Origin of the sequence: Metabacillus fastidiosus NBRC 101226, from assembly GCF_001591625.1 — a bacterium.
GTDB lineage: Bacteria > Bacillota > Bacilli > Bacillales > Bacillaceae > Metabacillus > Metabacillus fastidiosus.
Genome location: NZ_BCVG01000096.1, coordinates 1 through 14,266, shown reverse-complemented (window position 1 = coordinate 14,266; position 14,266 = coordinate 1). Strand labels below are relative to the sequence as shown.

Annotated in this window: 20 protein-coding genes and 1 pseudogene; 13 read left to right on the top strand and 8 right to left on the bottom strand. The window is 32.1% G+C overall.

The genetic code is table 11. The features are described 5' to 3' along the window. Positions 1 to 205 precede the first annotated feature (205 nt). The 3 genes from BFA01S_RS17420 (at position 206) to BFA01S_RS17410 (ending at position 1,604) form a co-directional block, all read left to right on the top strand. Complete coding sequence (locus BFA01S_RS17420) at positions 206 to 478, top strand: hypothetical protein (protein ID WP_066233642.1); 273 nt, start codon at positions 206 to 208, stop codon at positions 476 to 478. Positions 479 to 550: 72 nt separating this feature from the next. Further along, positions 551 to 1,240, top strand: a complete 690-nt coding sequence (locus BFA01S_RS17415; protein WP_066233639.1) for a class I SAM-dependent methyltransferase — start codon at positions 551 to 553, stop codon at positions 1,238 to 1,240. Positions 1,241 to 1,346: 106 nt separating this feature from the next. Then, positions 1,347 to 1,604, top strand: coding sequence for a hypothetical protein (locus BFA01S_RS17410; protein WP_066233636.1), 258 nt, complete (start codon positions 1,347 to 1,349; stop codon positions 1,602 to 1,604). Between the two features lie 44 nt (positions 1,605 to 1,648). Here BFA01S_RS17410 and BFA01S_RS17405 read toward each other — a convergent pair whose 3' ends face one another. The 3 genes from BFA01S_RS17405 to BFA01S_RS17395 form a co-directional block, all read right to left on the bottom strand. Next, positions 1,649 to 2,428, bottom strand: a complete 780-nt coding sequence (locus BFA01S_RS17405; protein ID WP_235843055.1) for a M15 family metallopeptidase — start codon at positions 2,426 to 2,428, stop codon at positions 1,649 to 1,651. Between the two features lie 543 nt (positions 2,429 to 2,971). After that, the gene (locus tag BFA01S_RS17400) at positions 2,972 to 4,543 is read right to left on the bottom strand and encodes a hypothetical protein (RefSeq protein WP_066233627.1); all 1,572 of its coding nucleotides are present in this window, start codon (positions 4,541 to 4,543) and stop codon (positions 2,972 to 2,974) included. After that, positions 4,524 to 5,066 (bottom strand): sigma-70 family RNA polymerase sigma factor, encoded by a 543-nt coding sequence (locus BFA01S_RS17395; protein WP_066233624.1) that lies wholly within the window; start codon positions 5,064 to 5,066, stop codon positions 4,524 to 4,526. Before BFA01S_RS17395 ends, BFA01S_RS17400 begins: the two co-directional genes overlap by 20 nt. 347 nt (positions 5,067 to 5,413) lie before the next feature. Between BFA01S_RS17395 and BFA01S_RS17390 the strand changes: the two genes are divergently transcribed. From BFA01S_RS17390 to BFA01S_RS22915, 3 genes are all read left to right on the top strand, one after another. Beyond that, positions 5,414 to 5,626, top strand: a complete 213-nt coding sequence (locus BFA01S_RS17390) for a helix-turn-helix domain-containing protein (protein WP_066233621.1) — start codon at positions 5,414 to 5,416, stop codon at positions 5,624 to 5,626. Between the two features lie 12 nt (positions 5,627 to 5,638). Continuing rightward, on the top strand, positions 5,639 to 6,340 hold the full coding sequence (locus BFA01S_RS17385; protein ID WP_066233617.1) for a hypothetical protein: 702 nt from the start codon (positions 5,639 to 5,641) through the stop codon (positions 6,338 to 6,340). A gap of 229 nt (positions 6,341 to 6,569) precedes the next feature. Continuing rightward, complete coding sequence (locus BFA01S_RS22915) at positions 6,570 to 6,716, top strand: hypothetical protein (protein ID WP_169800499.1); 147 nt, start codon at positions 6,570 to 6,572, stop codon at positions 6,714 to 6,716. A gap of 84 nt (positions 6,717 to 6,800) precedes the next feature. On the opposite strand, the gene BFA01S_RS23365 is transcribed toward BFA01S_RS22915, so the two are convergent. Together BFA01S_RS23365 and BFA01S_RS23355 are read right to left on the bottom strand one after the other, a co-directional pair. After that, the gene (locus BFA01S_RS23365) at positions 6,801 to 7,043 is read right to left on the bottom strand and encodes a hypothetical protein (protein ID WP_066233610.1); all 243 of its coding nucleotides are present in this window, start codon (positions 7,041 to 7,043) and stop codon (positions 6,801 to 6,803) included. A gap of 85 nt (positions 7,044 to 7,128) precedes the next feature. Continuing rightward, complete coding sequence (locus BFA01S_RS23355) at positions 7,129 to 7,386, bottom strand: M15 family metallopeptidase (RefSeq protein WP_066233608.1); 258 nt, start codon at positions 7,384 to 7,386, stop codon at positions 7,129 to 7,131. Between the two features lie 252 nt (positions 7,387 to 7,638). Here BFA01S_RS23355 and BFA01S_RS17365 point away from each other — a divergent pair, with 252 nt between their 5' ends. Next, complete coding sequence (locus tag BFA01S_RS17365) at positions 7,639 to 8,121, top strand: hypothetical protein (protein WP_066233605.1); 483 nt, start codon at positions 7,639 to 7,641, stop codon at positions 8,119 to 8,121. Positions 8,122 to 8,292: 171 nt separating this feature from the next. Here BFA01S_RS17365 and BFA01S_RS17360 read toward each other — a convergent pair whose 3' ends face one another. The 3 genes from BFA01S_RS17360 to BFA01S_RS17355 form a co-directional block, all read right to left on the bottom strand. Next, positions 8,293 to 8,538, bottom strand: a complete 246-nt coding sequence (locus BFA01S_RS17360; RefSeq protein ID WP_066233603.1) for a hypothetical protein — start codon at positions 8,536 to 8,538, stop codon at positions 8,293 to 8,295. 171 nt (positions 8,539 to 8,709) lie between these two features. Beyond that, positions 8,710 to 8,862 carry a hypothetical protein gene (locus BFA01S_RS22540; RefSeq protein WP_156483846.1) on the bottom strand — a complete coding sequence of 51 codons (153 nt, stop codon included), beginning with the start codon at positions 8,860 to 8,862 and terminating at the stop codon, positions 8,710 to 8,712. A 392-nt stretch (positions 8,863 to 9,254) separates the two neighbouring features. Continuing rightward, complete coding sequence (locus BFA01S_RS17355; protein WP_066233600.1) at positions 9,255 to 9,905, bottom strand: nucleotidyltransferase family protein; 651 nt, start codon at positions 9,903 to 9,905, stop codon at positions 9,255 to 9,257. A gap of 1,005 nt (positions 9,906 to 10,910) precedes the next feature. Between BFA01S_RS17355 and BFA01S_RS17345 the strand changes: the two genes are divergently transcribed. From BFA01S_RS17345 to BFA01S_RS22525, 6 genes and pseudogenes are all read left to right on the top strand, one after another. Continuing rightward, positions 10,911 to 11,426: a DUF3231 family protein gene (locus BFA01S_RS17345; RefSeq protein WP_066233595.1), complete on the top strand. Its 516-nt coding sequence runs from the start codon at positions 10,911 to 10,913 to the stop codon at positions 11,424 to 11,426. Between the two features lie 291 nt (positions 11,427 to 11,717). Beyond that, positions 11,718 to 11,840 carry a YjcZ family sporulation protein gene (locus BFA01S_RS22080; RefSeq protein WP_082800057.1) on the top strand — a complete coding sequence of 41 codons (123 nt, stop codon included), beginning with the start codon at positions 11,718 to 11,720 and terminating at the stop codon, positions 11,838 to 11,840. A gap of 164 nt (positions 11,841 to 12,004) precedes the next feature. Further along, positions 12,005 to 12,148: a hypothetical protein gene (locus BFA01S_RS22535; RefSeq protein WP_156483844.1), complete on the top strand. Its 144-nt coding sequence runs from the start codon at positions 12,005 to 12,007 to the stop codon at positions 12,146 to 12,148. 707 nt (positions 12,149 to 12,855) lie between these two features. After that, positions 12,856 to 13,011, top strand: a complete 156-nt coding sequence (locus tag BFA01S_RS22530) for a hypothetical protein (RefSeq protein WP_156483842.1) — start codon at positions 12,856 to 12,858, stop codon at positions 13,009 to 13,011. 646 nt (positions 13,012 to 13,657) lie between these two features. Further along, positions 13,658 to 13,846: pseudogene (locus tag BFA01S_RS23765) on the top strand (DUF7669 domain-containing protein); the annotation flags it as partial. 124 nt (positions 13,847 to 13,970) lie between these two features. Next, positions 13,971 to 14,147, top strand: a complete 177-nt coding sequence (locus BFA01S_RS22525) for a hypothetical protein (protein WP_156483840.1) — start codon at positions 13,971 to 13,973, stop codon at positions 14,145 to 14,147. The last annotated feature ends 119 nt before the right edge of the window (positions 14,148 to 14,266 follow it).

Here is a 14,266-nt window from a genome sequence, read left to right as displayed (position 1 = left end):
CTGACAGAAGTTTCACTTTATATCTAAATATTTGAACATTAAAAAATCATTGTTTTTTGTATAATTCATTCATTTCTTTACTATATTTTAGATAAATTAAGACCATTATTATAAAAATTTTTATATCCGACAAATTTCAATGGATTTTTTATAAAAAAAGTGTAAATTTTATTACAGGAGTGTAAATAATGTAGGAGGTGATATTATGACATTCGCAGATTATATCGGTAAAACAGAATATGATACTATTCGTTTCACATTTTCACTTGTTAATGATATTGATAAGAAACTTCAAAATAAGAAGCTTTTTTATAAAAATCAGGTTATTCATTATGTAGAAAAACAAATCAGGCTTTATGTAACATCTTTATCATTAAAAAAATCATTAGAAACGATTTATATTGCAGAAATCGAACAATTATTAAATAGAAGATTAAATAAATTATTCGAAAAACATTCTGTTCTTCATTGCATTTAAGTAAAAATGAAATAGCATTTACGAGTGTGAAAGCATAGTGTAGAGAAGTATTTTAAAAAGGAGCCATAAAATATGGATTACTTAAACGCTCTCTCTTTACTAGGTGTTAGTGGTGCTCATCCAGGCGGACTCGGGCTAACAAAAGCTATTTTTGAATCAGAGCTGTTCCCCGACAGCAGTAAGATTTTAGATGTCGGCTGCGGCACAGGCCAGACTGTATACTTTTTATCACAGCTCGGCTATGATGTGACTGGAATAGATTACGATGAAACGATGGTAAAAAAAGCGGTTAAAAGAAATAAGGAATTGAATATCGTAAAGGGAAGTATAGAGAATCCCCCTTTTCTAAAAGATTCTTTTCATATTATTTTATGTGAATCAAGCCTGAGCTTTACGAAGCTTAGCCGCTCTGTTTCAGAGATATACCGGATTTTAAAAAATGATGGGATCGTTATTGCTATAGAAGTCGTAAAAGAAAAGAACTTATCCAAAGCAGAGGAAAATGAATTAAAACAATTTTATCGTTTTACTAATATATACACACAAGAAGAGTGGAAACAGGTTTTCATGCAAAGCGGATTCAAAAATATAAAAATCTCTTCTGAAGATGATTATATAGTTGATTTGGATGAACCCGTTACTGAACTATTTCCTTCAAATAAAATCCCGTCTGAATGCTTCGATCTCCTCAATAAACATGAGGAACTTACTGAAAAATATGCAAATAAGCTCTCCTATCGAATTTTTCATTTATACAAATGAAGCTTCATTTTTAAAATTTAATTTAAACGCTAGTTATAAGTACAAACTTCTCCTCCTTTGTCCACATACATTGAATATGTAATGACGACATAAAGGAGGGGAAACAATGTCACAGAACTACTATAATATTTGCTGTCAATACCAAGGTAAGATGGTGCGGATTAATGACCGAGCAGGCAATGTTCACGTAGGAAGAATTATGAGAGTAAACTCTAATAGAGTTTTTATCCAATCGAACCAAAGACCGCCTAGGGGCTTCGGATTAGGCTATTATGGACCGGGCTATGGATATGGGTACGGCTTTTATGGAATTGGACTTGGCTTTATTACAGGTATTGCTCTTGCAGGATTATTCTTTTGGTAAAATGAAGAGGGCTGGCAAATTCGCCGGCCCTTTACAGATTACTCTTATATTGCTTTCGCCTTTTTAAAATATTCTTCCAATGTCATATCATGTTCAAATATTACTTTCGCCCGCTCTACACCTACATATCTTAAATGCCAAGGCTCATATTGATACCCCGTAATTTCTTCTTTCCCTTTTTGATAACGAATAATATATCCGAAGCGGTGGGCATTTTCACGCAGCCACTTGCCCTCTTCTGTTTCTCCGAATGCCTCGCTCAGCTCAAGATTATTGCTTCTGCTGCTCACATCCATCGCAAGCCCTGACTGATGTTCACTTTGCCCCGGCAATGCCACAGTTTGGCGCGCAAGCTCTTCACCCTTCTTTTTCTCTTCATTGTTTAAAACACCAAGCTGTCTTGAATAAGAGCGGTATCCTGATACAGCGAGCAATTCTATTCCTTCTTTTTCAGCCTGTTCAAAAAGGCCTTCTAATGCAGCTGCAGCCTCTTTGCGAATATATCTTTGCGGCACGTCCGCCTTTCCAAAGGAAAATTCGACATTTGGAACGACTAAATCATCAGGTTCATATGTTGCAGGCAGTGCAAACTCTTTGTTTACTAATGCTAAAACATTTTCCGGATTCGCAATCGTCGGCTGACTGTCCACATTTTTCACAATGTTAAAATATTTAGATTCCAATAAAAAATCTTCATCAATTTGTTCCCCGGCTAATGCTGGGTTTGTTTTCGTTTTATCCGTTTCTTCTGCAGAAATTTTCCCCTCTTTATCTCCAAAAAACGGAGTTTGAGGAATTTCTAAATTCGCACAAGCTGTCGACACAGCAAATACGGTGGAAACGATTGTAAGTTTAACAAACAATTTCAAAAATATCACCCTAGTTTTATCATTTTAAACCTGTTGCTACGTTAATATTATCACTTATTATGTCGAAATATAAGTGAAATTTGTATCATTGAGGCTGGCCTGCCTTTTTAGGAAAAATTTCATTCTATTTTCTTAGTTTTGACAGATAAAATAAAGCTCAAACTTCAAAATAAAAAATATGCGCTATATGCACATATTTTTTATTTTGAAGCTCTTTGAATTTTTACTTTATAGCTGCCTCTAATGCAACAGTAATCATCTCGTTAAATGATTGGCACTGTCACAAACAACCAAACAATTTCAAAAGGGTGATATAAGAATCTTTTCGTCATTGAAAATGTTGTTGATCGTCACTAAACCTCACAAAAGTGACCTAACTTCATTTCGTTGGTCACTTTTTGATCACTCAGAGACACCGATTTTTTCAATAATAAAAACAAAAGGGCGTAATATTAATGAGCTACCTTTTACCAATAACGATAACGGCAGGCACTCCTACTAATTACTAACCTTGAATGATGGTATTAATGCCTTTGTTTCTTGAGGAGTGATATTTTGACTAACTACTTCGTATATATAATCATTAGATTTTCCAATAAAATGAGCATTTTGGTTATCCAATTCAAAACCTTTCCACTCAATTCCATTTATATTAAAATCTTCGAGTTGCTTTCCTTTTTTAGTATCGAAATCGCTCCACGAATGAACAATAGAATCTTTATGGTAAGCACGCACATATAGTAGTCTACTACCAGAACCATCTTCATTTTTATCTTTCTTATAACTATAAGTCAGGTAAGCATGATTATAAATCTTATATTTTTCATAACTTGCAGAGTATAATTCGATATCCGGATGAGTAAATTCATATAAGAATGGAATGTCTTTTCGAAGCAAATTTAAAACTGCATCAACCTCATCCTTATAATAGTCGGCTTGTTCCACAACTTCTATGTCTGCTTCTCTTGGATCTTTAAAAGGAAATTCTGTATCCACTTCTTCCATGTTATAACCATCTAAGTGTGGTTCAAAATCTTTATAATCAATAGGAACATTAACCTTAAGTTCTTCTGGATGAAGATAACCCGTAAGCTTTCCATTAGTATCATGCATCTCATATTTAACTAAAATTCCTGTATCTTTATCTATCCAAAATCTAAACGTATCTACTTCTTGCATCCTATTTTCACCATTGAATTTTCCTTGTAGTACAATTGTATTGTGTCCTAATAATTCTTCATTTTGTTTCTCAATATCCCACTGATTAAAATCACCTAAATATATTACAGCCATATGATAAGGATACAATGATAAACCAGCTGTACCTATTGGTGGCATCTCCCAATCTTTTTGTTTTACATATATTTCATTATCTAATTTATTAATATTTACACTTAATGCTTCTTGAAGTGTCACTGTTCCTTTCATTTCTTTCGGATTATATTTTTGTTCTCGATAAGTATTCCTAATATTATTGATATACCACATTTGATCAGTGTTGTGTATGACCTCTTCAATTTCGACTATCTCATTTTTTTCATATGATGTATTCGTAAATTTAACGTACCCTCCTATTTTATCCTTAGTACTTATCTTATAATCTGTAAAAATAGTTGATCCTGTTTCATCTTTATAGATGTCACGTTGTTCAAACTTACCAGTCGCAGTTATAAAATGACTAGGTGTATTCAACATTTTAGATATTATTTCTTCCTTTGTCATGTCACCGTAATACTCTTTAGCTGCTGGAGGTATATAAATACTATCAGACTTTTTACCATTTTGACTGGTATTTAGATTTTGTCTAGTATCATCTGTAATAGTAGAGTTTTTATTTTCATCTAATAGTCCTAGTTTAGTAAAGCTAAAATAGCCTAGTCCAAATAGAAGTAAACAGCTGACACATACGCTTAATAAATAGTTAAGCTTATATTTTAAATGGAATTGCTTTTTGTGTTTAGAATTTATAACAGTTCTCCTAACTTTATCTTTACTTTGCTCACTAAATTCAATATCCTTTAAGATCGTTCCATCCATCGTTTTTTTCAAATTATTGAACATATTCTCCATCAGTTTTACTCCCTTCAAGCTTTTTTTTTAATAAATGACGAGCTCTATGTAATCTGGATTTAATTATAGATAACTTTATATTTAGCAATTCGGATATTTGATTATAAGATAATTCCTCATAATAATATAAAATAATAACTTCTCTATATTTAATTGGTAAGGAAATGATTTTTTCTGAAATATATCGATTATTCTCAAAATCTATCAATTTTGCTTCAGGAGATTCAGTTGTTTTAGTCAAGGTGGAAAATAAATCTGTAAAAATAATATTTCTAAAAGTCCAGCTTTTCAGTTTATCTTTACACAGGTTTACAGTTATACTGTAAAGCCATGTTTTATAGGAAGATTCATGTCGGAACTCATCTAATTTTTGATAGCACTTAATAAAAACTTCTTGAGCAATATCCTCTGATAGCTGTTTCTGCTTCGTATAAGTAAAAGCTAGGCGAGCAATACTTTGACCATATTCAGTCATTAACCACTCTAATCTTTCATCTTTGCTTAGTTCATCTCTAGTTCTCATGTGTTTTTCCTTTCTTTAATTAGTCCTTCAAATAATTAGACGATGCTACTAACGTTTAGTTGTAATATTTTCTTCAATATATTTCTTTATTAGACAAAATTTACGAGAATCATCATTCTATTAATTTCCTGTTTGTTAAATCACAAATAAAACAAGGTCTTCTCTCATAAAACTGTGTAAGGATCATTTACCGTCATATTTGTCCAGAAAATCAAAACAATATGTATTCGTATGGAGCACTGGTATGAAAACTTGCCTGTCTATCACAATTTAATTTGTAAATTACCAAAATAAATTATGAAAGGTTTAAATTGTTTTTTTATGGAATATAAATGTAGGTGATCGAAATGAAGAAATTAAAAAGTAATATAGGCTGGCTAATAGAAAAATCAGATTATAACAGAGAGTTTTTAAGTAAAAGGTACGGTAAATCAAGAAATACAATATCTAATTGGTGTACAGGGAAAAGTTATCCTTCTACAATTGAATTGTTTGATTTAGCTCTGTTATTAAATTGTGAGGTTGGTGAGCTATATGACAGACTGGAGGAAGAAGCATGAAAAAAGTATTAAGTGTTATGGCTTTATCTACGCTTATATTATCAGCATGTAATGCTGAGGGAAGCAGGTACAGAAAAGGCTAACGAAGAAACAACTAAGCAGCAAACTGAAACAGTGGCAACAACTGAAGAGAAAAAAGTAGATAAAGAGGATACAAAAAAAGAGTTAACAGAGGACGACAAAGTAAAAATTGAAGAACTAAGTAAACCTCAAACTATCGATGGTTTAGGAAAATTAACAATGAAAGGATTTGGTTATAATAATGATCTAGGTATAGATGGAAGTCAGAACGATCCTAAACCTTATAAATTAGATGGTTACGAGATCTATATTGAAAATTTTACTGTAGGGCATGTTGAACCTGCAGAGGAAATGCAAGCTCTTTTAAATTATACCGGAGATTTTCAAGCTGTCCTGGTAGAAAATAATGAAGATGGTACGCATTCAAATGTGGTATATGAGCTTTCGGAAATGAGACTTGATATTAATGGAGAAACAATATATGCAGAACCTGCACTAAGTGATACTATGCCTTCTATTGAAGAAGGGAAAGAACAAACAGGAAATGCTTGGTTTATTATTAAAAATGAGAAACCTATAACAGCAGCTGTACTAGTAGTTCCTTCTGAGGCTGGATCTTCTAATCCTATTGAACAGCCATTTAAATTTGATGTTTTAAGTGTGGAAGATTCAGTATATAAAGACATTCATTAATTATTTGTAAATAAAGATCAGGAGAATTTAGATTGATAAAAATAAGGTGTCCTAAATGCAAAAGATGGTTTGAGGAAGAAGATCATGCTATATTGGATGAATTTTATACAATTAAACATAAGGGTTGCTATAATTACAGTAGACCAGTGAAGGATAAAGGTATTTATGAGGAAATTATAATTAATTATTTTAGTAAGGATATTTCGCATTAAAAAACTAGGGTGATAGCATGAATAAACTTAGAAGCTTTTTATATCTCTTTGCAAGAACACTTGGAGATATAAACGCTGTTAAAAATGGTACAATTGGCAAGAAAATTGCACGAAGAGCTGCTGGAAAGGTAACGAGTAGACTAATGAGAAAATTATTTAAATAAGCCCCTCTCAATTGAGAAGGGCTTTAGTCTCTTGGGGGAATCTCTTTACCATCATTGCCAATTTTATAAGGATTAATACTTAATTTACAACTTGCCACCTTTAATTGCTTTGACCATATTGTTGGCTATAGAAATCAACATGGCCTGATTACTATCTTTAACTTCAAAGTCTTCAGCCACGACTCCATATTGTGATAGATTTTTAATTGCATTTTTAGTTGCATCAGATACCTCGAATTTTTTCACTTCCTGAACAACTCCTTTTGAATCAATTTCATTATTTACAACAGGTCCAATCCAATTCTTTGTTACTTCAAAGTGTGGCATATCACGATTTTTACCAACCCATGTTCCTCCCCATGTAATTCCTAACTTCTTAGCAATCTCTCCAGCTTGTTTTAATGTTGCTACATCATATAAGTTTATTCACAGCAATATCCCATGCTAATCTGCTAGTGTGACGGCTATTTCTAGTCCAAGTTACTTTTTGTCCGGATCTAGTTCTGCCTTGAGCATATAAATAGTCTTGTCTAGCTTGAGAACGATAAGTTTCTGTGATGAAAATATCGATCCCAGTTTTTTTACACTCGCTTAAAAACAGATTGCAAGCTTCTTGTGCTACTTTATCCAATTGGGAAATATCTCGACATATCTTTGTTACATCAGTCATTAACGATTCCTCCTTTTAAAATAGAAAAAGCCACCTATCAGCAGCTTACTTCTTTATTAATCCTTGCTGCTGCAATGCTTTCTTTTGCAAGAGTTTTAACTTTTTTTATTTTCTTCAATAAAAGGATGGTGTTATTGAAATAACATGGGATTCCTGATAGCTTTTAGATCTTTTTAATACACACATTTAGGCTAAAAGCACATAGGATAATTGAGATGTAATTAATGATTATTTTTAGAGAGGTTGATAAAATTGTCCGATCCATACAGACAACAGTATCTAGTAACACAATGTATAACATGGGAAAACAAGAAAAATAAATGGGTTCGTGTTAATCATAAATCACTTGGTTCAATATATTTGCAGGTTACTTATACTAATTGTGATCCTGATCCAAACAAAAGTTACGTATCTGGTAACTTTATTAGACCGGGAAGTTCTGTTATAGAATTTTCTGATGATTTTTCTCCATTAGATTTAGATGCGCCAGTTGACTATTATGGCCCTATTCCTCCACCTTCTCAACATACAGACACAGATGGTCCTTATTGGTGCCAATGGTATCCTTCGCATCCCTTGTGTCATCGTGGATGGCTTAACGGAGCAGGTGGTGGATCTGGAACCCCAATAGTTCCAGATCCCCACGGGCCAAATTTTCCAAACCCTTATACACAACCATATGCACAACCGTATGTACCGTATCTGCAGCCATATATAGGTCAACCTGGTAGATAATTAATGTAAGTTATAACTGTTATAGATAAATGGATGATTTTGATAAGAAAATAACTTTCATTGACTAATTTAGTTCCGATTCTTTATTTAAAGAATCGGATTTTTTATGTTTTGTGTTGTTTAAAAAACGATATGCTTTGCTGATTTAAAAAAGCCCCCTATAAAGGATGCTTAATATTTATTCATATGATTTTTACAGATCCTAATCATTTCATCAGAAATATTGTCATCTTTTAAATCAATCCAAGGAATTTTCACATCTCGATTCTCACAAACCGCTTTACCCATATATTCTTCTCCAGAGGAAGCAATAAACACTTCCCATGTCCAAGTCTCTGTCCAAGTTCCGTTACTACCAAAAGGTCTTTCCTTATCGATTAATAGTAAATAATGCTCTTCAACATTTAATCTTTTCATCTCTATACCTCCTATGTCTTCCATTTCGACAAAAGGGGATATTTTCCTTCTTTTAAGGTCACATTGACTAGATAGCCCATTGATTCCAAATAAACATGACACGTATCAATTAAAGAAGCCTTAAATATCAAGGATTTATCACAAGAAAAACGACCTTAAAATTTTTCTCTTTTATTCATAATGATTCATTTTAGACACTAAAGAATCTGCATCAATATCTTCAAAGTTTGTTGCTTTTGTAAATAGATTCGAGGAAAATTGATTTATTTCAAAAATTATAAATAACATTGTACAAATTAAAAAAACACGTATAAACGACTTCATTTTATATAATCTCCTTTTGTTTTCAAATAAAAAATTATAAGCTCGAGCATAAACATTCTAATCCAAGTTCTTTCATATTTTAATACTTTATAGCAAATTTTTTTGTAAAAACAAAAGAATTTCATTTGTTTTCCACTGATTCGTTTTAACCTATCTAATACTCCCAATTTGACGTTTTAAGTAATAAGAATATAATTGTGATTGCTTTTATTTTCAAACACTTTAAATCAAAGAAAAAAGCACCTTTTTAAAATTAAGTAGGTGCTTTTCTTACTATATTTGATTAATACCATATTAACAGTCTGAAACAGAAATAACCTGTCGTTCTTCTGCCAAAAGTCTGCCGTTTGTCTGACATTATTTTTTATAGTTATCAAACCTTTACATTTAATTCAAATAACATTTTCTCCAAATTCTTTTCTAATAATCTTTCTAATTAAACCAGTATGAGTTAAATGAATACCGTTAGCATATCTTGTTGTAACTAATTTATGATTTCTTTGATGTTCGGGAAACAATAAATACATCTGTTTTGCTTCTTCCCGATCTTCAAGTTTCACTTCGGCTATATGTTTATTGATAATATTTTTCAACTTCCCAATTGTATCAATGTTTACTGAAAATAATTCATCTAATATTGTCGCATACAATTCATGACCTAGTCTCTTATTTTCATAAGGTAACATTGATTCCATAATATCAATAAGAGATTCAATATCTAACTTTTGATCATCAATATTTTTGCTACTTAAATTATCTCTTTCATTCAAAAAACGTTCAAATTCAAAATCAACTACCTCTAACACCGCGGCTGCTCTACTAATTGCTCTTCTCAATTCCGGTGGAACGTGTTCTTCTCTTTTATATTGTAAAACATGAGAAGTTGCTGCCCATATATGTTGAGCAGCAGTTCGCACCTGTACTTCTGCTATTAAACCATCCAATTTTTTCAAATTAGGAACATGTTTCCGCTTATCGATATCTTGCATCACTTCAACCGGTAAATGATGAAAAATTTCATGTATCTGCTCTAAGAAACTCATTCTATTCCCCCCTATTCAACACTTCCTACCTTTTGTTTACTAATGTATAATCCCGAAGAAATTTCATATCCTAAAAAAAAACCGAGGTGAATATCATGCCCGCCAATTTTTTTAGAATATTTAATGCAATCGTTTTATGGGTAGTTGTTTTAATCTTTCTGCCTAAACAATCTTTTAAAAGGTTTTTACCAGTTACATTTTTTTGCTCTTTTCTTCTACTTATTATAGAAATGTTAAGTCCAATATTTAATTGGTGGAAAGTAAAGGGTGGTTACAAATATATGGTATTTGACGCGTTAGCATTTATCTTAGGTCCGTTTTTTACAATTAATTTATGGGTATTTCATTTAACTTTTGGAAAATTTTCTTTATATGCTATTTCAAATCTCGTTATAGACTTTATTTTTGCTTATTTTCTATGTCCGGTTTTCCAGAAGATTGGCCACTTCAAATTCAAGAAATTCACGTCAACTAAAATTTTTGTCCTTTACTATACCCTTGCTCTATTGAATTATGGATTTCAAAAATACATCGAGAAACCAACTGAAAACATACAAAGATAATCTTACTGTCAGCTAATGTTACACCACTCAAAACTCTTTAGGATAACCTTAAGAGTTTTAGTTATTCTATCTATCATTTTATTTCATAAAATCATTCAAATTGGAAATTATTGATTATTGTGTTTTTCTAATTGTTCTAATAGAATGGACTACTATATCTAATTTAGAGGATTGTGCCTCGGGTAAGTCTGCAAAAACTAAAATCCAAAATCCTATCACTATGCAGGTCCTTACTTAGACTCATATTCTGTTATCCGAAAAGAATTATGGGTCTCTTTTTTTGCTTTACTCACTCTAATAAACTTAATGCTTATTGTATTTACTTTCCCTCTAAAAAATTAGGTATATTTCCCAAGTCTCATTCAAACACTATTCCTTGTGGATGTTGAATATCCAACAAAAGGAGAAAGAAACAATGTCTTTCAATTTAAGGAGTGTTTTCATGGGAATTTTAAGTGGTAATCCTCAAAACGAACCTATGCATTACGGTGAAGTTTTTGGCGTATGGAGTTATTTAACTGTTGCAAAAGGTCTTCATGCTAGCTACCAGGCCTTCACTAACCATACTGGTGACGATGATCTCAAAAAACTTTTAGAAGAAGCTATGCAAGGCTTAAAACAAGAAATTAATCAAACTGAAGAATTATTGAAAGTAAATGGAATTGGTCTTCCACCTTCACCTCCAGACCGTCCAACAGCTGATCTCGAAAGCATCCCTGTAGGAGCTAGATTTTCAGATCCTGAAATAAGTGCTGCAGTTTCAATGAATATTGCTACTGGATTAGTCTCTTGTAGCCAAATAATGGGACAATCTATTCGAGAAGATATCGCATTATTATTTGGTCAATTTCATGTAGCTAAAGCACTCCTAGGTGCTAAGTTTTTGAAACTTAATAAGGAAAAAGGATGGTTAGTTCCTCCACCATTACATTTACAAGTACCTGATAAAAAAGAATAGTCATCTTTCAAGCAAAGTCCTCTTCTTATTGAAGCTTTATGGACTTTGCTTTTTTAATGAATTGATCTATCATTATGTTTCTTAAAATCAATTATTTTCCGGATCAATTGAACATTAAGTACATATAATAAATAACCACCTTCTGCATCATATCTTTGCACCTTCTAATGGGCACTCATTTTGGGTGTCTATTTATTTTTAAAAAAGTGAAGGGATGTATTGCACATATCCAAACCATTTAAACCCCTGCTACATATACTATCTTAACCTCAACACAAGGAGGTGTAAGATATGAGTGGATACGCAGGTGGAAACGGAGGCGGATATGGCTCCGGTGCTGGTTTTGCACTAATCGTTGTTCTATTTATCCTTTTAATCATCGTTGGTGTTGCATACCTTGGCGGTGGTTACTAATCTTAATTTTTTCAGTTAGGGCAGACTACTTTATTAGTGGTCTGCTTTTTAATTGAGTGAAACAGTTTGCTTACTCTGTAACTTATAAAATCAGATTTATTACACATATTTAACCAACGATTGGTTATAACTAAAGCATCATTACATATAAAAGGAGCTACAAAATGGCTAAAAATCATAATGGAAAACTTCTCGCGATTATATGGATGCTTGTTGGCAGTACTCTTCTTGCCTCTATTTTCAATATTGTTCTCATTAATTACCTTGTAGAGATCAAGAGAAAAGTGAACGTTTATCTCAGCTGTTAAGAAGATGATACTTAGCTGTTTTTTATTCATCAAACTTCCTAATACTTAGGCATTTTTATTAATCAGCCGCATATTCTAAGATAGAACATGCAAATATCTTCTTACTTATGACTACCGCGCACCTCTTGCTCTCGGTAGTCTTTTTTCATTAAATGAATTACTTTAAAAAGTTGGGACATAATAATTACTGGTACAAGGATAATTCAATTTCAATTGTCAGTGACTAGACTAGCAGGCATTTCCTTGTACTGCCCTCGAAGCATATGTTTATTTTGATCAATACATCAATTTTCCTGATACTTAGATATTTTTATCAAACATCTAGGAACCTTCTGTAGCTAGCTGCATATTATAAATTGAGCTCGCAAACGTTTTATCTCAATACTGGACCTTGACTACCTTCCAACAGGTAGTCTTTTTCATGCAATGAATTACTTTAAAAAGTTGGGACATATTAAGTTTAGAGATAGAGAAAACATCAATTCCTAGAACATTGAATTTGTTAGATTGAACTTTCTGTTGATTTTATTAGTGGACTACCTTTCCTCCAAGTGGGTAGTCTTTTTTGAACTTATCCATCATCCTAAATTGGCTCTACTGACTATTTGCAAAGGATTATATCTGCTCAATAAATTTTTTATTATTTTAAGACCAACTGAATTATTTTTTCGTAATCATACACAATCTATGATTGAGAGGTGATAAACTTGGATAACCAAAGTAATCAACAAGAGAACAATCGTAAGATTGACAACAAACTCTTAGATAAAATGGGCGAACCGATCAAACTTTTCTTAGATACAGTTACAGATCATAATCCAAATAATCAACAAAGAGATCCTAACAGGGATAACAGCCAATAATCTTTAAACTAAAACGCCATAACCACTTGGCGTTTTTAATTGTTGTAAAATCATTTAAAAACCCCATCACTTTTACTTAGATTAATAATCTAACTTCCTAATAGTTAGACATCTTTATCAACTAACTGCATATTATAAGTAGAACTCTGAAACATCCTATCTCAATACTGACCTTGGCTACCTTTCATTCTTAATAGGTAGTCTTTTTTTATGGGCGTATTAACTAATCTAATTTGGACATAATAGTCATTGGTACAAGGTTAGGCTGAGTGAGCTTCCCTTCAATTAGCCTAGCGACCTTCGCCTTGTACCTCCTTAATGAAATAAAATGTTTCTTGAATATCGAATTTGGATATACTATCTACTGGTGCAAGGTAAAGCCAATTTCTTATATCGATGCTGGAACGAGCCCCCTTGCACCTCCCCCGAAACATAATTACTCTTTTGTTTCCCAATAGTCTTAATGAATCTTTACTCACAATCATATCTCTTAGTCAAACTTCTCCAATTACTAGTCAAATTGCAAAATATTTGCTAAGCTAACTCTAAAATAATATGAGGTGGTTAAAATTCTTATTGAGAAAAAGACCTGCAGAGATGAAATTATAAATGCCGTTCATTACCTAATTCAACTAAAGGGAAAAATGAATTCACCATTAGTGAAGTCATCCAATACATGAGAGATAAGGGAACAAAATATACGGACTCCACAATCAGAACTGATATATCATCAAGATGTTGTGCAAATACCCCAAAACGTCATCATGCAGTTTTTTACAATGATTTCGAAAAGATAGAAAAAGGGATTTATAGATTATATAGACCATTGAAATAATGGTCCCCCTTTTCCTTACGGAAACGTTTTAATTCTATGTTTAACTCCAACTCTTCTCCCATAAATTCCAATTAATACTATCTAATATTTTCCTATTGAATTAGTATTATATCGAGGTGATACTATGGTCTTTATTTTTATGATTGCTAGTTCTATACTCGGTTACTTTCTTTACGAATATAAAGGCGCTTTAGTTGGTGCCGGCTTTGGTTTACTGCTTTTTATCTCTTATCAACTAGAAATCATTACAAGTTACATCAAAAAGCAACAAAACACTTCTGACAAAGAACCGGATATTTAGGTTCTTTGCTATTTAAAGAAACATAATAATTCTTTTGTTTTATAAAACCCATGGAATATTCGGTACTTTTGAATTCCAAATATAGAAAAATAGTAATATATGTTAAAATATTCATAAAT